This window comes from Vibrio kasasachensis (assembly GCF_050337565.1).
Taxonomy (GTDB): Bacteria; Pseudomonadota; Gammaproteobacteria; order Enterobacterales; family Vibrionaceae; genus Vibrio; species Vibrio kasasachensis.
Map to the genome: position 1 here is coordinate 208,062 of NZ_JAKJTB010000013.1, position 26,229 is coordinate 234,290.

At 43.2% G+C, this 26,229-nt stretch carries 21 protein-coding genes and 1 pseudogene; 13 read left to right on the plus strand and 9 right to left on the minus strand.

What is annotated here, in order from left to right; all coding sequences use genetic code 11:
* The first annotated feature begins 265 nt into the window (after positions 1–265).
* The 3 genes from L4C38_RS11700 (at position 266) to L4C38_RS11710 (ending at position 4,363) form a co-directional block, all read left to right on the plus strand.
* Positions 266–1,366 (plus strand): PEGA domain-containing protein, encoded by a 1,101-nt coding sequence (locus L4C38_RS11700; protein WP_428797740.1) that lies wholly within the window; start codon positions 266–268, stop codon positions 1,364–1,366.
* A gap of 152 nt (positions 1,367–1,518) precedes the next feature.
* Positions 1,519–3,345, plus strand: a complete 1,827-nt coding sequence (locus L4C38_RS11705; RefSeq protein ID WP_428797765.1) for an SUMF1/EgtB/PvdO family nonheme iron enzyme — start codon at positions 1,519–1,521, stop codon at positions 3,343–3,345.
* Between the two features lie 307 nt (positions 3,346–3,652).
* Entirely contained in the window at positions 3,653–4,363 is a 711-nt protein-coding gene (locus tag L4C38_RS11710) for a helix-turn-helix transcriptional regulator (RefSeq protein ID WP_428797741.1), read from the plus strand.
* Between the two features lie 15 nt (positions 4,364–4,378).
* On the opposite strand, the gene pdxH is transcribed toward L4C38_RS11710, so the two are convergent.
* Positions 4,379–5,014 (minus strand): pyridoxamine 5'-phosphate oxidase, encoded by a 636-nt coding sequence (pdxH, locus tag L4C38_RS11715; protein ID WP_428797742.1) that lies wholly within the window; start codon positions 5,012–5,014, stop codon positions 4,379–4,381.
* A gap of 224 nt (positions 5,015–5,238) precedes the next feature.
* Here pdxH and L4C38_RS11720 point away from each other — a divergent pair, with 224 nt between their 5' ends.
* The 10 genes from L4C38_RS11720 (at position 5,239) to rsgA (ending at position 15,811) form a co-directional block, all read left to right on the plus strand.
* Positions 5,239–6,630 (plus strand): HlyD family type I secretion periplasmic adaptor subunit, encoded by a 1,392-nt coding sequence (locus tag L4C38_RS11720; protein WP_428797743.1) that lies wholly within the window; start codon positions 5,239–5,241, stop codon positions 6,628–6,630.
* A gap of 68 nt (positions 6,631–6,698) precedes the next feature.
* A complete protein-coding gene (locus L4C38_RS11725; RefSeq protein ID WP_428797766.1) occupies positions 6,699–7,337 on the plus strand; it encodes a transglutaminase-like cysteine peptidase in 639 nt (212 codons plus the stop codon).
* A 5-nt stretch (positions 7,338–7,342) separates the two neighbouring features.
* Positions 7,343–9,259, plus strand: coding sequence for a bifunctional diguanylate cyclase/phosphodiesterase (locus L4C38_RS11730; protein ID WP_428797744.1), 1,917 nt, complete (start codon positions 7,343–7,345; stop codon positions 9,257–9,259).
* 21 nt (positions 9,260–9,280) lie between these two features.
* Positions 9,281–11,398, plus strand: coding sequence for a type I secretion system permease/ATPase (locus L4C38_RS11735; RefSeq protein WP_428797745.1), 2,118 nt, complete (start codon positions 9,281–9,283; stop codon positions 11,396–11,398).
* Between the two features lie 316 nt (positions 11,399–11,714).
* A complete protein-coding gene (locus L4C38_RS11740) occupies positions 11,715–12,356 on the plus strand; it encodes a DUF2057 family protein (RefSeq protein ID WP_428797746.1) in 642 nt (213 codons plus the stop codon).
* Positions 12,357–12,371: 15 nt separating this feature from the next.
* On the plus strand, positions 12,372–12,926 hold the full coding sequence (locus tag L4C38_RS11745; RefSeq protein ID WP_428797747.1) for a GNAT family N-acetyltransferase: 555 nt from the start codon (positions 12,372–12,374) through the stop codon (positions 12,924–12,926).
* Positions 12,927–13,152: 226 nt separating this feature from the next.
* Positions 13,153–13,578, plus strand: coding sequence for a hypothetical protein (locus L4C38_RS11750; RefSeq protein WP_428797748.1), 426 nt, complete (start codon positions 13,153–13,155; stop codon positions 13,576–13,578).
* The gene (locus tag L4C38_RS11755) at positions 13,575–14,177 is read left to right on the plus strand and encodes an SCO family protein (protein ID WP_428797749.1); all 603 of its coding nucleotides are present in this window, start codon (positions 13,575–13,577) and stop codon (positions 14,175–14,177) included. Before L4C38_RS11750 ends, L4C38_RS11755 begins: the two co-directional genes overlap by 4 nt.
* A gap of 2 nt (positions 14,178–14,179) precedes the next feature.
* Entirely contained in the window at positions 14,180–14,623 is a 444-nt protein-coding gene (locus L4C38_RS11760; RefSeq protein WP_428797750.1) for a copper chaperone PCu(A)C, read from the plus strand.
* A gap of 132 nt (positions 14,624–14,755) precedes the next feature.
* On the plus strand, positions 14,756–15,811 hold the full coding sequence (rsgA, locus tag L4C38_RS11765; RefSeq protein ID WP_428797751.1) for a ribosome small subunit-dependent GTPase A: 1,056 nt from the start codon (positions 14,756–14,758) through the stop codon (positions 15,809–15,811).
* Positions 15,812–15,915: 104 nt separating this feature from the next.
* On the opposite strand, the gene L4C38_RS11770 is transcribed toward rsgA, so the two are convergent.
* The 8 genes and pseudogenes from L4C38_RS11770 to tssI form a co-directional block, all read right to left on the minus strand.
* Positions 15,916–16,080 (minus strand): hypothetical protein, encoded by a 165-nt coding sequence (locus L4C38_RS11770; protein WP_428797752.1) that lies wholly within the window; start codon positions 16,078–16,080, stop codon positions 15,916–15,918.
* 326 nt (positions 16,081–16,406) lie between these two features.
* Positions 16,407–17,537, minus strand: a complete 1,131-nt coding sequence (locus tag L4C38_RS11775) for a hypothetical protein (protein ID WP_428797753.1) — start codon at positions 17,535–17,537, stop codon at positions 16,407–16,409.
* A 169-nt stretch (positions 17,538–17,706) separates the two neighbouring features.
* Positions 17,707–18,846 (minus strand): hypothetical protein, encoded by a 1,140-nt coding sequence (locus L4C38_RS11780; RefSeq protein ID WP_428797754.1) that lies wholly within the window; start codon positions 18,844–18,846, stop codon positions 17,707–17,709.
* A 37-nt stretch (positions 18,847–18,883) separates the two neighbouring features.
* Positions 18,884–19,113 (minus strand): annotated as a pseudogene (locus L4C38_RS11785) (PAAR domain-containing protein).
* A gap of 130 nt (positions 19,114–19,243) precedes the next feature.
* Complete coding sequence (locus L4C38_RS11790; RefSeq protein WP_428797755.1) at positions 19,244–20,389, minus strand: hypothetical protein; 1,146 nt, start codon at positions 20,387–20,389, stop codon at positions 19,244–19,246.
* A complete protein-coding gene (locus L4C38_RS11795; protein ID WP_428797756.1) occupies positions 20,373–24,131 on the minus strand; it encodes a LysM peptidoglycan-binding domain-containing protein in 3,759 nt (1,252 codons plus the stop codon). Before L4C38_RS11795 ends, L4C38_RS11790 begins: the two co-directional genes overlap by 17 nt.
* Before the next feature lie 5 nt (positions 24,132–24,136).
* The gene (locus L4C38_RS11800) at positions 24,137–24,673 is read right to left on the minus strand and encodes a DUF4123 domain-containing protein (RefSeq protein WP_428797757.1); all 537 of its coding nucleotides are present in this window, start codon (positions 24,671–24,673) and stop codon (positions 24,137–24,139) included.
* Positions 24,670–26,229 (minus strand): type VI secretion system tip protein TssI/VgrG (gene tssI, locus L4C38_RS11805; protein ID WP_428797758.1); only part of this gene is annotated, 1,560 nt, incomplete at its 5' end. The genes L4C38_RS11800 and tssI, both read right to left, overlap by 4 nt.

Here is a 26,229-nt window from a genome sequence, read left to right on the forward strand (position 1 = left end):
TGCACATAAATTACGGTCAATGTCACTTCTAACACATAGACACATTGTGCAAATGCAATATTTTCTTGATTATTTCCGTGAACTGCACAAAATAATGGGTAGCACTTTAGGTTTATTTTTATAAACTTATGTTAATCTAACCGTTCTAAGTGCCCAAAGAATATGCAAGACACTTGATGTATAACAGTGAATCAATGGGCTGTTTAAGCAACGTCTTGAATATTTATAATATTCAGTGAATTAAAACGCAATTTTGTAGAGACTTATGATCACACGTCGCATCCCAGCGCTTTTGCTCGCGCTAAGCCCATTTTGGCTATCGACTTCGATAGCTGCAGAAGAAGCTTCCGCTGACCCTGTTGCTGTCATCGATGAAAAACTGAGCAATAAAGAGTCAGATTTAAGCACCACAGCTGCAGAATACGATTCTGAAGCTCAACGCTTTCAGCAACTGCAAAATGAAAACGCAAAGCTAAAGCGTGATGAGCAAGAGTTAAACGCAAAACGTAATCGCGCTAAATCTGCTTTGGACAAACAATACAGTCGTTTACTTGATGATCCTGATATCGACTTGATGAGCTTCCAAAAAGCTTATCAAGATTCATGGTCAGCCGTGAAAGACAACCAAAGCACATTGCTTGAAAACCAACAATTGACAACAGAAAGCGAAGTTCGACTTTCCCAAATCAAACAAAGGCAAGCACGTTTAAGCTCTGAGTTTTCCTATCTTGAAGAGCAAAAGGTCGAAGCCCGCGTTAAGCGCCTAGCTGCTGAACTCAGCGAAGGCAACGTAATGCAAACTAGCTTCAAGACCAATTGTTCTGCGACTATGACACTCGGTGAGTGTACTAGCCAAGGTCATCAATTAACGAAGCAAAAAGCAGTTAAAGCATTTAAAGCACAGTTAATGGAAAAACTGACTGAGTCGACCTTAGCGAAGCAGAATGCCAATGGGGTTCAATTGAACGTTCATGTTCAAGAAAGCCAAATCATTAGTGCTGGTTTTGAAGGCAACAATAGCTACTTTACTGAATTACAAGCGCAACTTCAGGCAAAACCCGAAGCAACGGCTGCATGTAAAATGCTTAATGTTTCTTCGCGATACTGTTTGAAAGACGACACTTTTACGCAGAAGAAACAGCAAGATAAAAATTGGATTAGCATGACAGTACGTTCTGACCAATACAATGATAACGTTGTAATCAACGGTATTAAGTATGGCAGTACACCTGTTGAAGTCTTGCTACCAAAAGGATTGCATAAAGTGACGGTATCTAAAGAAGGATACCAAACGTACAACCGTGAAGTCACAATCGGTCAGAATGACACCGTGTGGGTGAAACTTCGTTCAAAAGAACAAAGTTAACGTAACTTGTTCTTTACAATAAAAACGAGCCAATTCACAAAGATGAGCGAAAGCGCCATTTTGCTTCTAAGTTATCTAACGATAACTTAAGACAAAATGGCGTTTTCGTTTAGAATAGCCGAATAGATTTAATTTAAGATAGAAATACGATGATGCGAACACGTCTCTCGACTCTTTTTTTGGTACTGGCTCCATGCCTTTTGAGCAGTTATGCATTGGCTGAAAGCCAAGCAAATACTGTGCTCGCCATTGAAGACCAGCTATTTTCTAAGCATACCGAACTTAAAAATGCCCTGCAGATTCGTAAAGAACAGCAAGCAACTGTTTCTCAGTATCAAAACGAGCTAAAACAAATACAACAGCAAGGAAAGACTCTTAGCGAGAAATTCCAAGCGGTAAAAGCTCAGCTAGAAACAGATTATCAACGTATGATTGACGACCCTAGTGTCGACCTCGCTGCCACACAAGCTGCCTACCAAGATGTTTGGAAAAACATTAAACAAAATCAAAATGAACAACTTAACATTGAGCAACAAGTTGAAGAAGCCAATCAGCTTCTCACAACTCATGCCGCTCAAGTGAGTGCGATTGAGCAGGATATCAATCAATATGACAAAGCAAAGCTCCGAGCGCGTGTAAACAGGCTTAAAGCGGAACTATCTCCAGAGCAACAAGTCACTGTTAGCTTCACTAACCGCTGTCAGTCTGATATGACCTTGGCACAATGTGATGCTCAAACACGCGATCTCGCGCTGCAAAAAGCCGTGAAGACATTCCAAGCACTACTGATTGAACAGACGACAGAGTCTAAGCTAGTGCAAGGCAATGTGCATAAAGCAGCCCTCAATATCCATGTGATGCGCCACAAAGCCAAAAAATCTGGATTTTATGACGGTCAACGCTATCGCACTATACTCGACGTTTCATTGGAAGCTAGACCAAATGACAGTGCAGCGTGTTCATTGCTTGGTGTTGATAAGCAATATTGTTTCGACGCCGGCTATATTTCCGGTCAGCAGTTTCAAGATGAACAAGAAATTGCTTGGGTAACCCTCGATGTTCGCTCTAATCAGTATAATGACCAAGTCTTCGTTGACGGGGTTTCTTATGGCAGCACTCCCGTAGAAATCATGTTGCCAGTCGGTCAGCATCACTTAGTGATCAAAAAGGAAGGTTATCGAAACTTTGAACAAAACCTTGCTATCAATTCTGATCGAAGCTTCAGAGCCAACCTTAAGCAAAAAGCCAATGTATTAAGAGCAGGTGACAAGTTTGCGGACCTAATTAGTAAGGACGTTAAAGCACCTCAATTAGTTGCAATTGTTCCGGGTGAATACTTGATTGGTGAACACGCATCTAATCAATACTTCCTTGATCATGCTTTCGGTATTGGTGCCACTCCGGTCACAGTGAGTCAATTTGATCACTTTGTCCGTCAGACGGATTACCAAACTGATGCAGAGATGAAAAATACCTGTACCGCTATCGAAAATGGTGAAGTAACCGCTATTGAGAAGAGTTATTGGCGCAACCCTGGCTTTAAACAGTTTGCCAACTCTCCAGTGGTTTGTGTTAGCCGAAATGATGCCAATGCCTATACAAAATGGTTAAGCGCCCAAACAGGGTTCCAATATCGCTTACCAAGTGAAGATGAATGGGAAATCGCCGCTCGAGCCGGTAGCCAAGCAGACTATTGGTGGGGTAACCACTTTGTCACTGGTGATGCCAACACAGGTTGGAGTAGCTCTCAATGGGCAAACACCAGCACCGCACCTGTTGATGCGTTCAAAGCGAACCCGCTTGGAATATACGATTCAGTCGGTAATGTTTGGCAATGGACCAACGACTCTCACGGCATAGCTAAAGGCGGCGCGTGGAACTTTTCACCAGCTAAAGCCGTTGCTCATGAGCGCTTATACCTATCCTCAGCAAGTGCAGCCAACTACGTCGGTTTCCGTGTAGTTAGAAGCATAAACTAGCTCTAGATCACACTTATAAATTAAGGGGGGGATTTCCCCCCTTCCTTGAATCCAGTCCCCACGATAAATTACACCCAGTGGTTCAGGCGTATAACGCTTGTTCTCGGTATCAGCAATCGAATTGTTGGCACCTCTATTGCTCAGCTTACCCTCGCTGAGTGGTAGAACCTCTTCTACACGTCGACAAGAATTATTCTTGTGTTTGCCAGATATTGTGAGATGTCTGGCTTTTTTTATTCCATCATCCCTTAGAATGACATACCATTTCACCATTCAGTCTCATAAATAAGAAATCCGAGTAACATCAGTGGATATTAGTTTAGATTCGCTGGTCAACCAGCTGCCGGGCTATTGGGGATGCAAAGATCTAAACTCCGTCTTTGTCTATGCAAATAGCGCCTATGCACAACTCGTTGGCTTACAATCTGCAGAGCAGGTAGCAGGGCTGTCTGACCATCAAATACCCTGCCAAGTAGCAAACTGTGCGCAAGAATTTCGCGAGCAAGACGAATTCGTCATTGCAAATGAATGCTCATTGAAAATTCTTGACGTCCATCCTTATCCAGATGGCAGTTGGCGGGCTCATATTTTTAGTAAAAAGCCATGGTACGATGCCGAAGGTATAGTGCAAGGCACCATTTTCTATGGTCAAGACTTAACTGAAACTGCCATATTAGAAGTGGGTCATTGGATTTGCCGAGCTACAGGAATTTTCTCTGGTCTTAAAATGACTAAGTGGGAAACATCATCCAAAGAAAGGGAAAGATTAACACCGAGGGAACAGGAAGTATTATTTTTGCTGCTATATGGCAAAAAGCCGACATTCATTGCGACTGCAATGGGCATCTCGATTAAAACATTCGAAGGCTACGTCGCTCGATTACGAGCAAAGTTTAATGCCCACAGCAAAACTCATCTAGTCGATATAGCGCTGGAGCGAGGTTATGGTTCCTACATACCTCAAACACTGCTAAGAACCCAACTCTCTGTTGTATTATATAATGAAAACGCCGCATAATTGCGGCGTTCGTTTTTATGGTGCTAAGCGGTCAATATCCCATTGATTTTTTTCATGAGAGTATAAAAATCTATCATGCAATCTATGCTCACCGCCTTGCCAGAATTCAATACTGGTCGGTCTAATGCGGTATCCACCCCAGAAAGACGGAACCGGAATTTCACCCTTAGCAAATTTTTGTTTTAGTTCCAAAAATTTACCTTCCAGCACACCACGAGCTGAAATACGACTACTTTGCTTACTCGCTAACGCAGCTAGCTGGCTCTCTTTCGGTCGAGAAGTGAAATACTTCACATTTTCAATCGTCGTCAATTTCTCTGCCACACCAAGTATGTTCACTTGGCGCTCAAGATTATGCCAAGGGAAATGTAGGCTAACTTTTGCGTTATTTTCAACGTGTTGTGCTTTTCTACTACCTAAGTTAGTGTAGAAAACAAAACCATCTTGATCGCAGTGTTTTAACAGTACGATACGTTGATAAGGTTGACCAGTTTCATCGACGGTGGCAACAGTCATAGCAGTTGGGTCCATCAACTTGGCATCAATAGCTTGCTGAAGCCAAAAGTTGAATTGATCGATTGGATCGCTCAATAAATCTTCGCGACGCAACCCACCTTTAATGTACTCGCGTCGAATATCTTCAAGTTCCATATTCACTCCTGAACATTTTTTCGTGATTGTGCGCTCATATTATTGATAACTCAAGTGGTACACCTTGATTGAAGCTAGACTTAAGTCAGTAAATTAAGGCTGGATCACCCTTTAGTTTACGGAAAACTCGATTTATTGGCTGTGCTTTTATATCAAGTTCTTAACAATCGTGCGTTAAGGTAATAAAATCAAATAAATGCTGTCATCAACGCCAAGGACTATTTATGAGTAAAAGCAATTACAACCGTCTGAGTTCAGACGAGTTGGATTACGTGGATGACAAAACCGCAGCGCTACTTTTAAACACACCAAGCAGCGCACGTATTATGCTTTGGTTGATGCTGTTGTTCTTCATTATCGCCATAGCATGGGCATCATGGGCTGAGATTGATAAAGTAACGGCAGGTCAAGGTAAAGTCGTCCCCTCATCACAGATACAAGTCATTCAGAACTTAGAAGGCGGCCTGGTTAAGGCAATTTTGGTACATGAAGGTGAATTGGTACAGAAAGGGCAGCAACTATTACTGATTGATGACACTCGATTTCGCTCTGACTTTCGTGAACGAGAGCAGCAAGTCGCTAACCTTACTGCACATGTCATCCAACTCTCTGCTTCACTAGCTAGCGTTGAGATAAATGAAGACTTTGATAGCAAGACGTGGCAACAGAACGTCATACTCAATTATGACAACCTCTTTTACCCCGAAGATTTTGAACTCAAACGCCCAAGGTTGGTCGCGCGACAAAAGGCAGAATACCGACAAAACCTCAATGAGCTGCGTAACCAAGTCTCCTTGATTGACCAACAGGTCAAACAAAAGCAACAAGATCTAATTGAGATTCGCGCCCGTGTACGAAACTTACGTGAAAGCTATAGCTTTGCCCGAAAAGAATTGGAGATCACCAAACCTCTAGCTGAAGAAGGTGTCGTACCACGAATTGAATTGTTGAAGCTACAAAGACAAGTTAATGATACACGCCGAGAAATGACATCGAGCGAACTCAAAGTACCTGTATTGCGATCTGCTATCCAAGAGTCCATGCTCGGTCGTATTGATGCTGCACAAAAATTTCGCTCCGAACAGCAAGAAAAACTCAATGAAGCACAAGACAAGCTATCAGCTATGTCTGAATCGACGGTTGGTTTACAAGACCGCGTGAATCGTACTGTGGTGGTATCACCCGTTACTGGTACAGTAAAAACATTAAACATCAACACGGTCGGTGGCGTGATTCAACCGGGTATGGACATCGTAGAAATTGTACCAAGCGAAGACACGTTATTGGTCGAGGCGAAGATCGCCCCTCAAGATATTGCCTTTCTACGCCCAGAGCTATTAGCCATTGTAAAATTCAGTGCCTACGATTTCACTAAATATGGCGGACTAGAAGGAACGTTAGAACACATCAGTGCGGATACGACAGTCGACGAAGAAGGCAACAGTTTCTATTTAGTGCGAGTTCGTACCAGTGAAACCTCACTCAACAAAGATGAATCTCTACCTATTATTCCGGGGATGACCGCTTCTGTTGATATTATTACTGGTAAACGCACGGTTATGGATTATCTGTTGAAGCCAATTTTAAGCGCCAAAACCAATGCCTTAAAAGAATAGAGGTAATGGAGTTGCAACGGTTTCGAACCACCAGCAAGGCAAAGACGCTAACAACCATCGCGACAGTCATGGTCTTGTTAAGCGCCACGGCATCACAAGCTTTAAATCGTTCTGAACAACGATTGATCGACAATGTGACAAGAATTTATGGTGAACGGGCTGGTCTTCGTGTCACAACCTGGCGTAACGAAATGTCTGTGTATAAAGACCTCTCCGAAAAAGGTCAGTTAACACGAGTGAATCAGTTTTTTAACCAATTGAATTTTGTGAACGATGATCGCCTATGGGGAAAAAATGACTATTGGGCGACACCGCTTGAATTTTTGGGTAGCAATGCTGGAGACTGTGAAGACTTCACTATCGCCAAATACTTTTCATTGCTTGAGTTAGGAGTCTCAGATAAAAAGCTGCGTCTCGTGTATGTTAAAGCATTGAGTTTAAATCAATTTCATATGGTTCTAGCGTATTACTCTAGCCCAAGTGCTGAACCTTTAATTCTTGACAATATTAACCCTGAAATCACGACTGCCAGTAAAAGACGTGACCTACTACCAATCTACAGTTTCAACGGTAGCAATCTTTGGTTGATGAAATCGAAGAATGGGCAACTGGCCGGAAAATCATCCCGTTTAAGTTTATGGAATGACCTCCGAGCCCGAGAAAAATCACTCCAATTACGAAAACCAATTGTAAATTACGATGAGTAGCTAACATGACTTTACATAAACAACTTGTCGCAGGGATGATCGCAGTCATTATGATACTGTTGATATCAGTGTCTGTTATCGAGTTCAACACCACTCGAAATTTCCTTGAACAGCAGCAACGTTCAGAGGTGAACAACTCTATCAACACCGTTGGTCTTGCGCTTGCCCCTTATCTACAAGACAAAGATACGGTCGCAGTGGAGTCTGTCATCAACGCACTATTTGATGGTAGTAGCTACTCTGTAGTGAGATTAATATTTTTAGATAGTGGCGAAGAAATTGTCCGCTCCTATCCAGTTAAACCCAACAATGTACCGAATTGGTTCGTTGATCTTAACTTGTTTGAACCTATTCACGATAGCCGAGTGGTCACCAGTGGATGGATGCAATTAGCTGAAGTAGAAATTATCAGCCACCCCGGCGGTGCCTACCTTCAACTTTGGAAAGCATTTGAAGATCTCGTGATCGCTTTTTGTATCGTTTTGCTAATTGGTCTGTTTGCCATCTCGTTTTTGCTTAAACGCGCCCTCAAACCGCTCAACTTAATCGTCGAAAAAATGAAACAAGTCGCACGAAATCAATTTGGCGAACCGCTCCCTTTACCCAAGACATCAGATTTGATCAGTGTGGTAGAAGGCATCAATAGCATGTCAGCGCAGCTTGAAGAATCTTTTAAAGCCCAAGCCAAAGAAGCTCAACAACTTCGTGAACGCGCTTATATAGACCCTGTATCTGCTCTAGGTAACCGCGCTTACTACATGAGCCAACTGAATGCGTGGTTAAGTGAAGGCGGTTATGGCGGTGTTGCATTACTCGAAGCTCGATTTATTAAAGATCTCTATGACGATAAAGGCTATGAAGCAAGCGACAAAATGGTTCGCGAGTTGGCGGATCACCTTAAAGTCGCGCTCAACTCAAACCAAGTTACCCTCTCACGAATCTCCTCCGATGAATTTGGCTTTATCATGCCAAATATGGATGAAAGTGAACTTAAACTTTTGGCTGAAAGCATCGTCACTTATGTTCAAGACCTGAATGCTGACCCGACGGGCATGGCAAAAGCCAACGCTTCTTTAGGTGTCGTGCATAACTCCGCCAATGGCTCTGTGTCTGATATTTTAACACTACTTGATAACGCATTGGCTGATGCAAGTTCGAATCTAGATCTAGCTTACGGCTATATCACCAGTGAAGATTCACGAACCTTAATGGGTAAACAACAATGGAAATTGCTCGTAGAAGAAGCGATCAGTAATGATTGGTTTAGCTTCCGCATGCAACCCGCCAATACGAGTACAGGCGAAACTTATCACTACGAAATGTTCAGCGCGATTGAAACCGACGACACACGATACAGTGCCAATCAATATCTATTTGCTCTTGAGCAGCTAAACGCCAGCCATATTTTTGATCAATACATCATTGCTTCTGTACTGACCAAAATAAAACAAGACGGATTTAGCTATGATGCACCAATTGCAATCAACATCGCGCAAAATAGTATCTCCCAGCCAAGCTTTATTCGTTGGGTAAGCCAGCATCTAAGCAAGCACAAAAATCTCGCTCACCTGATTCACTTTGAGATCCCAGAAAATTGCTTTATAAATGCTCCCCACCATACCGCACTATTTTGCAATGCCATTCGTACTGCGGGCTCTGATTTTGGGGTGGACAACTATGGTCGGAACTTCCAGTCACTTGACTATCTCAACGAATTCCGCCCTGCCTATGTTAAGTTAGATTATCTTTACACCCATCATCTCGAAGATGAGAAGCAGACGTTCACTTTAACCTCTATTTCTAGGACTGCGCACAACCTAGGTATCAAAACGATAGCATCTCGGGTAGAAACCCAAACACAATTGGATTTCTTATCTGAACACTTTATCGATATTTTCCAAGGCTTCATTGTCGAAAATTAGAGCGCAAAAAAGGCAGCTAGTATGCAAGACCCACTACTAAATTCGTTAATCTATATCAGTCGTTATTACGGATTAGCGAATTCACCAGAAGCACTGATTAATGGGTTGCCTTTGTCAGAAGGTAGGCTCACGCCATTTCTATTTCCACGTTCAGCCGAGCGAGCAGGCTTGGTCGCAAAAGAAAACCGAACCGAGCTCAACGCGATTTCTGAGCTCGTGCTCCCCGTGGTGCTACTTCTCAAAGGCGGGGATGCATGTGTACTAAACAGCATTAATACCGACAGCAATGAAGCAGAAATTGTTACTGGCGAATCAGGATTAGTCCCTATTTCGATTCCGATTGAAGAGTTACAGCAAATCTACATCGGACGCTATTTCTTAGTTAAAAAGCAGTTTCGTTATGATGAACGATCGCCTGAAGTACTAAAAACCAAAGAGGGACATTGGTTCTGGGGGACATTGTGGCAATCAAAAAGCATCTACCGCGATGTTCTTATCGCCTCTATCCTTATCAATCTATTCGCCATCGCGGCGCCGATGTTCACGCGTTTGGTGTATGACAAAGTCGTTCCTAACCTAGCATTTGAAACCTTGTGGGTACTCGCCAGTGGCATCTTTGTTATTTTCCTTTTTGACTTAGTGCTCAAATTAATGCGCAGCTACTTTATTGATGTCGCGGGGAAAAAATCAGACATCATTATCTCCTCTAAGTTATTTAGTAAAGTATTGGGGATTCGAATGGAATCTCGCCCCCCATCGGTAGGAGCGTTTGCGCGCCACCTGCAAGAATTTGAATCCATTCGTGAGTTCTTTACCTCAGCGACAATTGCATCACTGATCGATCTCCCGTTTGCAATCTTATTCTTACTGCTGATTTGGTTCATGGCAGGCAACTTAGTGCTAGTACCCATTGCTGGCGTGGTCATTCTGATTATCTACTCACTCCTAATCCAAGGACCACTACGCCAAGCAATTGAAGAAGGCTCGCGCCTTGCCTCACAAAAATATGCCAACTTAATCGAGAGCCTCGCGGGTCTCGAAACCGTTAAACTTTTTGGTGCTCAGAGTCAATTTCAGTACCGCTGGGAAGAAGCCGTCGCACATATGGCTAACTGGAATATAAAAAGCCGACGAATTACCGATAGTATTCAAAATACAGCAGGGTTTGTTCAACAGTCGTCCAATATTGGTATGATCATTTTTGGTGTTTACCTAATTGCAGATGGCAACCTCACAATGGGTGGGTTGATTGCGGCAACCATGCTAAGCGGTCGTGCGATTAGTCCAATGGTGCAACTTTCAGTACTCTCTGCTCGCTACAACCAAGCAAAATCGTCAATGACTATTATCGAACAAGTGATGGCGATGCCGGATGAGCAAGAAGAAGGCAAACGCTATATTCACCGTCCTATCATTCACGGCAAGATAGAATTAGACAACGTCACATTCCATTACCCAGATTCGCCGCTGGCTTCGATTCGAAACTTAAGCCTAACTATCACCCCTGGTGAGAAAGTTGCGATAATTGGTCGGATTGGCTCAGGTAAAACCACCTTAGAACGATTAGTTTTAGGATTGTATAGACCTACAGAAGGCCATGTACGCATCGATGATACTGATATCGAGCAACTACATCATATCGATATTCGACGTAACATCGGCTGTGTACCACAAGACTATCACCTTTTTTATGGTTCGATTCGAGACAACATTACCCTCGGTCGCCCATTGGCGGATGATCGCGACGTTATGGACGCTGCCAACCGCGCAGGAGTGACGGTGTTTACACAGCAAGACCCCGCAGGTTTAGAACGTCAAGTCGGCGAAGGTGGGCAATTACTTTCTGGTGGGCAACGCCAAGCTGTCGCCATTGCTCGCGCGATTCTTGGTCGTCCGCCTGTTTTACTAATGGATGAACCCACAAGTGCTATGGACAACCGTTCAGAAATGCACATCAAGCAACAGTTAGCTCAACTCAAAAGTAATGACACTCTCATTCTCATCACACACAAAACGTCTATGCTTGATGTGGTTGATCGCGTCATCGTGATGGAGAAAGGCAGTATCATTGCTGATGGTCCTAAAGCCGAAGTATTGAACAACCTTAAGCAAGGCAAAGTAAGGGCTGTGAATACTTAATAAATGCGAACCTATGTATTAACGATGGTTATATCAAACGGCCCAATAACGGGTCGTTTGTATTTTTGTCGGCACTAATTTTAGTTTTTACCTTATACATACGTGATGTTCCCCACTTTTTCAGCTTATCATCGCAGCAACTTACATTTTTGTGTCTAAAATGAACCCGTCATTTTAACAATAACGAATTCAGAGCGTTTAAACGCATTCAGCGATGACGTTTCGAAGAATTTTTAGTCACCAGACAAGCCGATTCTTGCATTTAATTCTCAGAATCGATGACTTGTTCAAACTTGCTGCTTTATAAGGATTACGAATGAAAACCCTCACAACACTATTAACTGGGCTTTGTTTAGTTGGCGCCGCACATGCTGAAGTGAATATTGATATTCCAGATACCGTTCAAGTGCTTGCTGTCAACGGAGAAAAGCCTGCGTTAGAGGGCGGCTTATTTCGCGCTAACCAAGTTCTAACATTAGCTGATGGTGAAAACCAAATTGTGGTTCGCTACCTGCCTTACTTCTCTAAAGGCAATGATCGCGTTATTGTTGAAAGCCAAGCGGTTATCAGCAAATTCACAACGGCAAATAAAGAACTAACCTTCGAGGTTCCAACATACCGAAATGAACGCCAAGCTCAAAAGCAGATCAAACAATGGCAGCTTAAACTTGTCGATCAGCAAGGGCAATCCATCGAGCTCGTTCAAGATGTACTGAAAAAAGATGGTCTACAACTCGGACGTGATTACGTTGTTGAGTCAGAAATCTATAACCGTACGAATGGTGTCGCAGCAATCATTTCCTCCACAGCAACAACACCAGTACAAGTAACAGCCAGCAAAAATGCACAAATAGCAAAAGTGGATAGCAATACTGCAGAAGAGATGCTTTATTTTTGGTATCAAAAAGCGGATAAAGAAACCCAAGCTAAATTCAAGCAGTTCGTTAATCAGCAATAGGTAATAAAGGGCAATATGGTTTCTAAGCATTTTTTTACACTCAGTGTAGACAGTGATATTGAACTCGCTTTAGTCGAGGAGTGTTTTGCTCCCCTGTACAGCGCGTTAGTCTCTACGCAGCAAGATCATCTGTCACAATGGCTAGCTTGGCCGCCATATTGCCAATCCGAGCAAGACTTCCGACTTTTTATTCAGCGCTCACTAATAGATTATGCCGAAGGTAAATCGTTAACTTGTGCCATTCTTTTCCAAGGTGAGATTGTCGGTAACTGTAGCTTCAACGATATCGACCACGAGTTAAAACGTGTCAAAGTTGGCTATTGGTTATCTCGTGAACACACGAACAAAGGAATTATGACCCGCGTGGTGAAAAAGTTAATCGACTTAGCCTTCACAAAATATCAAATGGACAAAGTTGAACTTTCCGCCGCGGTTGAGAATTGGGCAAGCAGAGCAGTAGCTGAACGTTCAGGCTTAGTTCTTGAAGGTGTGATATCCAATAGTGAGAGAATTGGCGAGCGTATTCTTGATCACGCAATCTACGCGATTCACAATCCAAACCGTACATAAGGTATAACAAGAACAACGAGGATATATAATCACCACCAGTTAACAAACCAGAGATGCCTTCATATTTGTGCTGACGTACTATTCTAACTAGTAACGCCAATATATGGTAACTCTGTACTAAGCTTGCTTTACTAGCATGATGTTCCACACAGATTTGTTAGCACAGACAACGCTAATGTTATGAATGTGATAACATGCTGTTTGTTTAAATTGTTGTTCATGCCCTATGTCTGCACCTATCAAAATTCTCTTTGTTGTACTTGCACTTGTTGGCGGATTTTTCGCTCAAGATGCATGGTCGTGGCTTACCGCCTCTCCTAAACCTTCTCTTGCTGCACACTGCCAACTCTCTACAGTACCCTGTGAACAAAAAGGTGTTAGCGTAAGCATTAGTCGTGATGTTGCACAGCCACTCATTCCCATTCAGGTTTATGTTGAGTGGCCAAAAGCCAATGTCGACTCACTGCGTTTGACCTTAGAAGGACACGAAATGGAAATGGGTACCGCACGTTTTGCTATCGCAAAAGCAGAGAATGGCCAATATCAAGCAGAGGTTTTATTGCCAGCATGCACCATGCAGGCTATGACTTGGGTCGGGCAGCTAAGCAATGGACAGCAATCAATTGATGTCGCAATAAGGATGGCACGATGAGTAGAAATTGGTCATTAATTTTAGTCGTCGCATTTACGTTAGGCTACGGATTAAAGCTTTACCTAGAAAGTGTTCCAAACACATCGCAAGCTGCAGGAACGAAGATCAACGCCTCGTTTGAAGCTGCCAATAATCAAATGGTTGATCTTTACGACTTAAAAGACTCTCGCACAAGAGTGGTCTACTTTGGATTTACTCATTGCCCTGATGTGTGTCCAACATCGTTGGCAATGCTTTCGGCCGCTTTAAAGCAACTCAATGATGAAACACTAGCATCCGTGAGACCCATCTTTATTACCCTTGATCCTGAACGTGATGATGCTAATAACGCGCATCAGTACGCTCAATATTTCCATAGTAATATTGAAGGCTTGTCAGCACCTTTGTCTGTAACCAAACCTATCGCTGAAAAGTATGGCGTCGTATTTAAAAGAACGGAGCTTAAAGACTCTCAGCTGAAATACACGATTGACCATAATTCCTACTTTTATTTGTTGCAGCCTGATGGTCAACTCATAACCAAAGTGCCGCATACCCTTAATCCCGCGCCGATTGTCGCGGCAATTGAAAAACTCCAAGAATCAACCTCAAAGGAATGACTATGAAATTGACGCCTCTACTTTTAGCCACTCTACTTTTAAGCCCTCTTGCGAATGCTTCGGACATTATGCTGCACAACCCGTATGCTCGTGCAACGCCACCTAACGCTGCCACTAGCGCGGTTTTTGTCGATATCATGAATCACAGTGAGAACGATAGAGCAATCGTTGCTGCGACAACCCCAGCGGCTGGAAAAGTTGAACTTCACGATGTCGTTCATGAAGGCGAAGTGATGAAAATGCGTCAAATTGAGCAAATCAAATTACCAGCACAAAGCCATACTTCATTAAAACCAGGCAGCTTACATATTATGCTGTTTGAGCTCACGAAGCCCCTCGTTGAAGGTGAATCCATAGAAGTAGAAGTCACTTATGCGAGTGGTGAAACTCAAAAATTCAAAGCACCTATCAAAAAAGTAATGAGCGGCATGAAGCACCATCACTAATTATTACCATATGAGAAAAGAGGAGGGCTAACGCCCTCCTCTTTTGTTATGCTCGATGTGATTTATCGAGGTCAACTGTGGCCCAAAAACGCAAATACTCGCAATATAGACTGCACGCTTTTGGAATTTAAAATGAATTCAACTGCCAGCTCCACCTTGACGTTAAACCAACTTGGTTGGAACAACCTATTTCATCAACAACTTACCCTTGAAGATCTTGAGCATCACATAATTGCTCGTGTCAGTGAACACCATCGTAGTGGCTATACTCTGCTCTCAGAGGCTGGTGAAATAACACTTTCTGCGCACAAATCATTACCTGATATGGCGGTTGGCGATTGGCTCATTCTCGATGCCGAAGGTCAATTTATTCGTATGTTAGATAGGCAATCTCTCTTCAGTCGAAAAGCGGCCGGCAGCAAAATCGCCGAACAACTGATTGCCGCGAATGTTAGTACGTTATTTATCGTTTGTTCACTAAACGACGATTTTAATCTTAGCCGCATCGAACGCTACCTTTCTATAGCACATGATGCCGAAGTAGAACCGGTGATTGTCTTAACAAAAGCAGACCTTTGTTCCGACTTTGAAGACAAGATAGCTCAAGTTCAAGCACTGGATTCTATGTTATTTGTTGAGGCTCTAAATGCTCTCGATACAGATCAATACCAACCACTACTTAGTTGGTGCAAGCTCGGTAAAACCGTTGCGTTTATGGGCTCATCCGGTGTTGGTAAATCCACTTTGGTTAATGGTCTTCTTGGCGAAACAACCCAAGTAACCAGCAGTATTCGGGAAGATGACAGTAAAGGCCGTCACACCACAACCAGCCGATCGCTTCACCTTCTCAATTCTGGTGGTGTACTCATCGACACTCCCGGAATGAGGGAGTTACAAATCCATGATTGTGCCGATGGTGTTGAGCAAACATTTAGCGACATCCAAGCATTGGTGGATCAATGTCGATTTGGCGATTGTAAGCACAACGACGAGCCCGGTTGCGCTATTACAAAGGCATTAGATGACGGTGATATCGATGAAAGGCGGGTTAAGAACTACTTTAAATTAATGCGTGAGCAGGAATGGAACAGCGCGACACTAGCTCAGCAGCGCTCAAAGAGTAAGCTGTTCAGTAAGCATTGCCGTTTAACTCAAAGTGAGCATCGCTCACGCAAGAAAGGCTACTAGCCCTACTATTAGTATTCAACTAGGGGTTCCTGCCTCTAGTTGAATTAATAACGAGCAAACGGCGCTGGAAACCAATTCATCTTGTTAGTACGATTTCTAAGGCATTACGGCTTAGCCTGCTTAATCGAATCTAACGTGTACTCGTAATCTTTGATGCGCTTTTGATAATGCACGGTGTGGGTTTTTAGGTATTCTTTGACTTTTTGTTCTATCTCAACAATCTGTCCTGCTGTTAGGTTTTTTCTCACTTCAGCAAATAACGACCGCACTGTCTTGTAGTTTACTTTATCTCCCTCATAGCCAATAGAATCTATATGAATCTTATAGTAGTAGGCTAATAACTCATATTTTCCTGCGATGCGATAGTTTGAAGTTATACCCAAGAAACTTAAAGGTGCAGGTAGGCGGCAAGTAAGAAAGCCCCCTGAGCATAGGTGAACTATGTGATTGGGCCGCACGAACAAAGCCAACACCGCTGCAACTTCAAGTATGACGGGTATAAACCATGCTCAAAGCGCTAAACAAGCTTACCGGGCTAGGTATGCCTACAACGATAGCGGTCGCCTAACAATGAGCCATCCAACTATATGATTGGCTATCTCTCAACCCAATCTGTTCTTAATGTGAATCGGTCAAGATAAACCATTGGGGTGATTTCACTAGCAGCAATTTTAGCTTCTTTCTCAATGAGAGCTTTCTCTTCGTCTGTGAGTGTCCCTTCTTCATACTTATAATCTAATATATAGTCATCATCACTTATATATTTGTATATAAGCGCATCATGATAAATCTCTCTTGGTGTTAGCGTTTTTCTGTTCTTTTTTGTAAATAACATGGTTTTCCACTTTATAGACATACCAGAACCTAGCTTAATGCCTCTATCAAACAAAGGGTCGTCTTTGCTAATGGCATCCTGCCTATATTCAATCAAAAAGGTTATTGCAGGAATATAGTTATAGTTAGCAGCAATGGTTAACAAATCTATGCTCATTTTTTCTAACTCTGGCGTTTTACCCGTGAGTTGGCGACTTTTACCCTTTGCTTCAAACAACGAATGCACATAATCCATCATAGGCCGGTAGTAGTGACCTTCTGCAAAGCGAATAATCTCTTTGATATAGAACTCATGAGCCTCACGTGAATCATCAGGCTGCTGAATTCTTTTCATGGTTAGAATAAAATACTGAGATCGAAGATCACCGTCATCGGCAAGTTCCTGAAAACCTTGCATTGCCACTTTCCAGTTCTCTTTTGAACAGGTTTCAATATCGCTTGGAACTTCTTCACCAAGCGCATTGGCAACGGAAGTACTTAATGAGCTTTTGCCAAATTCCCAGCACTCCTCCCCTCCAGAGGACAAGGCTAAAGCCGCAAACGGGTCACCTGCTTGCATCGCTCTACCCAACAAGGCGATAGTTTCTCCACGTACATTAATATCATTTGAATTGGTACGCCCCATCCAAACCATTGCTTCAGTATTGCCCTGTTCAATTAATGGTTCTAAAGGTTCCAAGGCACCGCGGCCTTGCTGCATTAAAAGTAGAAATTCATACAGGGCATCACCCGGTTTTACCAAGGCTGAGATATAAGGGTCATCAGACGTTTTGTTGATATTCCGCTCAATATATTGCTTAAACAAAGGAATATCATCTTGCGGGTCTGGCGTGCAAGCAGTGAGAACAAAGGTAATGAGCAACGCAAATAGATATTTACTTAAAATCTTCAATTAACATCATCCAATTTATCTTAGCCAATGGTGACATCGCCGGAGCCGGTGGAAAACATCCATGTGCTGAGGCGATATCACCTAATCGTGCTGCTATTGGCATAGTTAATCCTTTTTCTCATTACAATTCGTCAAATAATCTGTAATTCATCGTCTTACTTACGATCAGCTATCTCTCAACCCAATCAGTTCTCAATGTGAATCGATCAAGATAAACCATAGGAGTAATTTTGGGGGTTATCTTGGACACTTCGGCATCAAGCAAACTCAGCTCTTCAACATTCAATGAGTTATCCTCAAACTCCATCCTCATATAGTCATCGCTACCTGTAATATAACTATAAATCGAGGCATAATAATAAACATCCTTAGGGTCGAGTTTACTTTCTCTCATGTGATTGAATATAATAAACTGCCAAACTAGAGACATTCTAGAACCCAGCATAATTCCTTTAGTAAAGAGCGGATCATCAGTTGTTATCGTCTGGCGGTTATACTCAATGAGAAAGTTAATCGCCGGAATATAGTTATGATTAGCTGCAATAGTCAGTAAATCTATGCTCATTTTTTCCAACTCTGGCGTTTTTGCCGTGAGTTGGCGATGTTTACCTACTTTTTCAAATAATGGACGCACATAATCCATCATTGGCTGGTAGTAGTGCCCTTCCGCAAAGCGAATTATCTCTTTGATATAGAACTCATGAGCCTCGCGTGAATCGTCAGGTTGCTGAATTCTTTTCATGGTTAGAATAAAATACTGAGATCGAAGATCACCGTCATCGGCAAGTTCTTGAAAACCTTGCATTGCCACTTTCCAGTTTTCTTTTGAGCAGGTTTCAATATCGCTTGGAACTTCTTCACCAAGCGCATTGGCAACGGAAGTACTTAATGAGCTCTTTCCAAATTCCCAGCACTCCTCCCCTCCAGAGGACAAAGCTAATGCAGCAAAGGGGTCGCCTGCTTGCATCGCTCTACCTAGCAGAGCGATAGTTTCTCCACGTAATTCTAGTTGGTTCGAGTTACCTCTTCCCATCCAGACCATAGCATCTGTATTACCTTGTTCGATTAAAGGCACCAAAATAGAGCGATAACCTTGACCCCTTTGCATTTTACTAAGGTATTCATAAAGGGCATCACCCGGTTTTACTGAAGCTGAGATATAAGGGTCATCGGACGTTTTATTGATATTCCGCTCAATATATTGCTTAAACAGTGGAATATCATCTTGCGGATCTGGGGCACAAGCGGAGAGGCTGACTATTGTGCCTATCAGCGCAAGGCATTTGATAAGTACTTCTACTAGCTTCATCTACACTCCATGCGATGCAAACTCTGATGCCGTAGCGCTAACCGCCGATAGTGACATCGCCGGAGGCGGTGGCGACTGCGCCGCCACAGTTGATTGCATCACCAACGCGTGCGACGGGCATGGACAACCGTGTGGTGCAGTTGCGTCACCTAGCCTTGCTGCGGCAATGCCGTTGATAAATACGTCACCACTCCCCGCGATAATCGGCGTTGGTGGAAAGCAGCCATGTGCTGAGGCAATGTCACCTATACGTGCCGCTTTAGGCATAGTTAAGTCCTTTTGTCTGTGTAATTAAATTAAGCGATTTCAATTTTTGAACCTTGCTGCCTTTGCTCAATTAATTTTCCATATATTTAGCCAAGATTTTTGACAACTAATCTTCCAACTATATGATTGGCTATCTCTCAACCCAATCTGTTCTTAATGTGAATCGATCAAGATAAACCATAGGGGTAATTTTTTGACTCGCTATCTTAGCCTTTTGTTCGATACTAACTATGTCTTCACCTGCAAGAGAATCTGGTTCATAATAATAATCAAACATGCGGTCACTACCGCCAGTTAAATATTTATATGTAAGTGCATGATAATAAATTTCGCTTGGCGTTAGTGTTTTTCTATCTTTTTTTGTAAACATCCTCATTTGCCATCTAATTGATATAGCCGAACCTAAACTTTCTCCTTTATAAAATAAAGGATCATTTTTAGTAATACTATCCTTTCTATATTCAATCAAAAAAGTTATTGCTGGAATATAGTTATGGTTAGCTGCAATGGTTAGCAAGTCTATCCCCATTTTTTCTAACTCTGGGGTTCTACCAGTAAGCTGATAGCTCTTACCCTTTTTTTCAAACAACGAATGCACATAATCCATCATAGGCTTGTAGTAGTGCCCTTCTGCCAAACGAATTATCTCTTTAATATAGTAATCTCTGGATTCACGGGTTTCGTCTGGATTATCGATTCTTTCTCTTCGAAGAAGATAGTACTGAGCACTTAAATCTCCTTGTGCTGCGAGCTGTTTGAAACCTTTTTGTGCCACATGCCAATTTTTATCGGAACAAGTTTCAATATCACTTGGAACTTCTTCACCAAGCGCATTAGCAACGGTGGTACTCAAGGAGTTTTGACCAAACACCCAGCACTCTTCCCCACCATCAGACAAAGCGAGTGCCGCAAACGGATCACCTGCTTGCATCGCTCTACCCAACAAGGCGATCGTTTCTCCACGTAATTCTAGTTGGTTTGAGTTGCCTCTTCCCATCCAGACCATAGCCTCAGTGTTACCTTGTTCGATTAAAGGCACCAAAATAGAGCGATAACCTAGACCCCTTTGCATTTTACTCAGGTATTCATACAGGTCATCACCCGGTTTTACCAAGGCTGAAATATGCGGATCATCGGACGATTTATTGATATTCTGCTCGATATATTGCTTAAACAGTGGGATATCACCTTGCGGGTCTGGCGTGCAAGCAGTGAGTACTATTGCAGATAGCATTAGTAGTAAATATTTAGTAAACGCTTTATAAGCCAACATCATCTAAACTCCAATTAATGATCACTTCTTTATCTTCATGCAATTGCCAGTGCTCTTCGGCTAGACCTGTTTTTTTGACTACTTTCGCATACGCTCCGACGCCCTCACCGATATTTATTACATTCTCAACAGGATAAGCATGATATTTCTTTATCGTCGCTCCCATGCTTATAGGAAATACTTCGTCGTATTGAGTCAGAACCATATTTTTTGATAGTGTTATTGATTGTCTAGAGAAATCTTCGTTCAATGACCCCTTACCACTTTGTGATACAAAATACGCCAGTTTAAACCAACTCTCTTTATACCCTTGCCATTCAGCTGTGTGATTTTTGTTATCGCCACTGTAGGGCAAATCGGCCATTGAAATAAGTGTCTCTTTCCACTGCCTTTGATTGACTAAGTCTGTTTCATTTTTGTCATAAGCAAGCCAATCCATAATCTTAACTACCGCTGCCGCTTGGTTTTTGTTGTCGACAGATGCGTAGATTGTATCGCCTTTACTATCAGTCCTTGACCATTTTTGCTTTGCGCATAATGCGCTTAGCAGGTTAGCTAGGGTTTCTGGAGGGAGTGCGACAACCCATGTACGCATTTTGGCTTGAACAGTCGGATCTTGTTCGTTGATCTTACTTGCCAAAAATGGCGCGTAATCCTGACTTAGTGCTTGTTTTTTATAGTCATCCCATACATCAAAAGGCAATAGCATGGCTTTGGCGAAGGTTAACCCTAGTGCGGTGGCAATCGTCAGCACATCATTAAGCAGCTCAAAATCTTTATTCATGCCATTGGCATCAACTTCGCCAAAAGCAGAGATGCGTCTAAATTCGCTTTGCTTTAATACCCCAAGTAAACAGTCAACAAACTGGTTAAGGCTAGTGCCGTTTAACTCCATTTCCAATGAGCCACCGCAACCTGCGCCATAAACAAGCTTAGCTTGAGCGGTAAAGATAAACACGCCACCTTGCAGTTTGATGCCAAACTCTGCGCTGGCACCAACACCCGCCGCGACCGTCGCCTTGCCAGAAATTGCAGCCAGTTTTAACTTCTCTTTTGGGTCGTAAGTTGCGATTACTTTTTCTTTCGGCGGTTTCGTTGTGCCTTCCTGTTTACTAGTTTTTTTCGCAGCACTGGTCTCTTTAGGAGGGAACCAAAATGCTTCAGCGGTTAAAATACCACCAGCTTCAACACCTGCAAAAATATCTCCCTTTACTGATGCGTCTGCCGCCACTTTTGCTTGTTCGAGCGTATGCAGATTACTGTCACCAATTAATGCTACATCGACAATATTTGGCGAGGTTATATCTATGGTGTTACCACGTATTCCTATCCCTTCGCCAATATCCGTTGGACCTATAGTTACTCCGGCACTTAACCCGCACGTTGCTCCGGCTAATCCATAAACCTGACCGGTAATGAGTGCATAAAAGAAGCCGGCTGAATACTTGTGTACCTTGCCATATTTATCTACATATTTGATTTCTAAGTGAAAAGGCTCTACCTTTTGGTTGTTGTTTGCGCCACCTTCACGTAACGGAAGGCAAAACGAAACGCTCATTTGCCCTTGCAGTGCCACAAAGGAAGCTGAAATCGCCCCCCCTGCGCCGATTTGCTTGGTTTGAGTTATCAGAGAACTGTATGAATCTAAAGGAGTGTTGAGTTGTGCCTCGCCTTTTGCGCTAAATCTAAGAAACTGTACCCCCGCATCAACTGAATACGCGCCGGAAGTACCATCTGGCGATATGCCTTCTTGGTAATGGTAACTTTCTTGCCAGAACGTTGACTCAGTATTGCCTTCTACCTTTATCGGTATAAGTTCCATTTTAGAACTTACATTCTCTTTATCAAATATTTGTCCGAGTGCATCTTTTACCGATGTCGCACCCAATTGCTCTGCGCCCTGTGTAGAAGGGCTCGCAAATTTAATCTTTGAAGTTATATTAACAATATGGCCATTCGATTTAGTCACTAATCGCCTATCACTGCCGGGTACAAACCAAGCAGGACCGCGCAGGTAGAACACTTCGCCATCAGAAGCAAAAGCGCACTCCACAATTTGCAAATCGTTGTAGCCCGCTTTGTTACGAAAACCACTGTTATTCATCCGCTTAGGTTTAAACTTGTTCTCCGTCCATAACAGAGTGAAAGATTGAGGAAACTTCCCATCGTCTCCTTCAAGACGAAATTGTAACGCTCCTACCCCTTTTACGGCATTAGCCTGTGCAGTCTTCTTTAAGCGTTCAAGGCGCGCTTGTGCGACTTGTTTTACCCACAACAACTGACTAAACACCGTATCAATTGGGCTTTGCCCGCTACCTAACACTTGAGTTAGCGCTTTTTTGTGTTTTGAGACCGTCGCATCGATTAAAGCGATAAGCGCCAAGGTTGGATAATATGCCCAGTTGCGCTCAACATTATTGAGACTAGAATCGATTGAACCTTGTACTTGCGCAGCGGTTTTCTTCACATTGGCAGAGCTATTAACATCTAATGACGTGCCAACCACTTCCTCATATAAAGCCTCTATTTTTTCATTGTTTATGTCGAGGGCTTTCGCTTTGCCTTTCCCTTCTTCTTTTCGCCAATCAATGCCAGCCAACGCTTTGGGGCCGAGAGTCGTACCCGAATCACCGAACAATTGCTTGGGTGTTAGACACTGTTCTTTAACCGCATAGCCATTTAAGTTTAGCGAATGAATACTCTGAGCATCATAGAAATATATATCGTTTCTTCTGGCGATGACTAGTGGCGGCGCATCCTTCAAATCTTGCCAAGATTTTTGCATCTCACTTTTCCACTGCTCAAGATATTCATTAGATTCTTTAACTGTGCAAAACGTTAGATCTGACTCTTTTTTTCGCTTCGTTCTGGATTTGCCATTGAGTCTTTTTACCGCATTGTAGACTTTTCGCTGTTGTTTCGTGCTATAAAACTCCAGTTTTTCCATATAGACGAAACATGTACCATCGCTCGCGACTTTACCTTTCGCGTTCTTCTTGGCCTTTGTTTCCAAATCTTCAATGGCTTGATCGGTTAGCTTTATTATCTCTGAACGAAGTGCTCGGTTGACCATTGTCTCGTTCACTGCCTTCATTTGCTCGGCTGTTCCAAGATAATTGATTGATGATCTTACATCGAACTTTTGTTTAAACTCTGCAGCAACGTTGAAATTTAAAACCTCCGCCACCCTAAGCAAGAACTGGTCTGGGTCTTTCCCATCAACCACAAAGGCATTATTTTCAATGGTGAGTTTTACTACCGCGAGGGTTCTATAGCGCTCTATATCTTGCTCTGATTCTAAAAATTGCTCGTGTTTCTTCTGTTCAAACTTCGACAATAAACCAGAGGCTCTTAGGTTTGCTTTGGTTGCTTCCAAATCACCCTCGACAATCGCCCCTGACATTTTTTGCTTTTCTTCAAGAATTTTTTGTTTAGCATCGGCGGTGACAGAATACCATGTACGTTTACCAGCAATCGGATCCGCAGCTACATATAGCACGTCGACCATAGGTCGTTCTTTACTACAGGTGTCTACTTTTGGATCGCACTTTGGCACGTCTGGTAATGGCCAACGCTCGTCACTAATCTTCTTAGGCAGTTTTAGCTTATCCCCTTCATAGATCAAATCAGGGTTTTTGATAAGTTCGCTGTTGAGCGCAACTAGCACATCAGTATCAACATTAAATTTCTCAGCTAATAAGCTCAAACAATCATTTTTTAGAATTGTATATAAATTATCAGTCATTGTTTCTACACCCATAAATTGAAGATATCTGAAGTCAGCACATAGGGCTGCTCAGGTAGCGTATTATTTATCTCTGGCTTCTCTAAACGCTGTAAACCGCCTTCAATTAACCAAGTGACTGCATTTGTTGGGCCTAATAATGTGTTTACATCCTCACTAATTAGGTCTTGATATATTGGTTGCCAAAATGCGTTGGTGTAAAAACGTAGCATAGAAGGAGTCTGACCAATATTAGCCAGAAACACCGCCTGTAGATGCTGTAAGAAAACGAGTTCGTCGCATTGCTGAGGCAGTTCAAATATCACAGAACTAGAGTCGAAATATTTGAGCGAAAGGCATTCTAAAGCGCCTTCATCAGCCCCTAAGTTCAAAACCAACGGACTGTGCTCGATAAGGTGTTCTAGTTTATCTCCGGAGAACAATTTAAGAGAATAGTGAATCGGCGTTGTTTGGCGCACTATTTCCATTGCATCGGGGATACGGATAGTATCCACAACCAACCAGTAGTCGAAGTTAGCAGATGATTTAGCATCAATACTCATAACGGACAGCCCCCACTTACACACTCGCCGTTTTCGAACTTCTGGCAAAGTGTGGCCACGGGGACATTCACCAGCGACAAACTCATTAGAATATCAGGTGTAATTTGCATCCGAAGCAGTTCTTCAGGTGGTGGTGGAGACTCCACACCGTTGGGCAATGCCGCTACTTTTCCCCCGTAGCCGCTACCACTGCCAGCGCTGCCGCCAGAGTTGAGATTAATCACAGAGCCGACGAAGTGAACCCCTGCGGCATCAACTCGCACAAAATTGCCGCCGACTTTAAGCGTCAGTTCGCTGCCCGCTTCTATCACGACTTTTGCACCACTTTTAATGTGCACTTCGTTACCCGATTGCAACGCATACAAACTGCCGACTTTTTGGTGTGCGCTGCCATCCACTACTTGGGTTTGATCTTTCTTGATTTGGCTGCGGCTTTCGCCACTCACGACTAGGTGTTGGTTGTTATCCACTTGAGAGAATCGGTCATTTTCAACAATCAGGTGTTTGTCGTGTTTGATGTGAGTGCTGTGGTCATTGAGGATATCTGCCTCAAAATCCTTTTGCGCGTGTAGGTACACTTTTTCAATGTTGGCTTGATCTTCAAAACTGAGTTCATTAAACCCTTCACCTTGGTGAGTTTCACTGCGCAGTACGGTTTTGGTTTTGTGATCGGGTAAGTCGTAAGGTGGTGTGTTGGTGGCGTGGTAGGTTCTGCCCGTAATAATCGGTTGGTCTGGGTCGCCATGTAAAAACTCAACTATCACTTCATGACCAATACGCGGAATGGCTATCGCGCCATATTGTGAGCCTGCCCACCCCTGTGAAACCCTAACCCAACAGGAGCTTTGCTCATTACCGTTGGAGTACCTATCCCACGGGAAGTGCAGCTTTACTCGCCCATGTTCATCACAGTAAATTTCTTCGCCTTCCGGCCCCACTACAATGGCTATCATAGGGCCATCCACTTGCGGCTTCGGTTGTGGCGTGGCTCGCCATGTTTTGTGCGCGGGAATAACTTTAAACTGGTTGCTGTAGGTAGTAGCGCCGTGCCCACCGTCTTCTTCTAGCGCTTGCGGTTGCGTGCCTTGGTGGCTCACTTCCACCACTATCCAATCTCGGTTGGCGCTTTCTTCGAGGTTGTCGATTAAATCGAATTTGATGCCCGCTTGCAGTGCTGGGTGGTTACTCTTGCCTCGCGCGATGTGTGCGTCTCGTCTGAGGTATTCTAATCGGTATTGGCTCAGTGCTTGTCCGACGCCGTCTTCTTTGTAACGACCGGGGAAATCATAATGCTCGTATTCGCTATGTTGAAAGCTGAGGTCGCTGCCGGTTTGTTGTTGCAAAAAGCCGTAGCTGGGCTTTTTAAAGCTGTAATCTTTTAACTCGAGGTGGCTGGGCTGAGCTTGGTGGAAAATAGAAAACTGGGAGATATAAGCCTGCTCTGCCACGCCCCCTGCCATGCCGTTATGCACTATTGGCATCGCGTGTTTAGCAATTAATGTGCTGTCATCGACAAAAACCACCGTGTGTTTCACGTCCGTCTGTTCGATGTAATA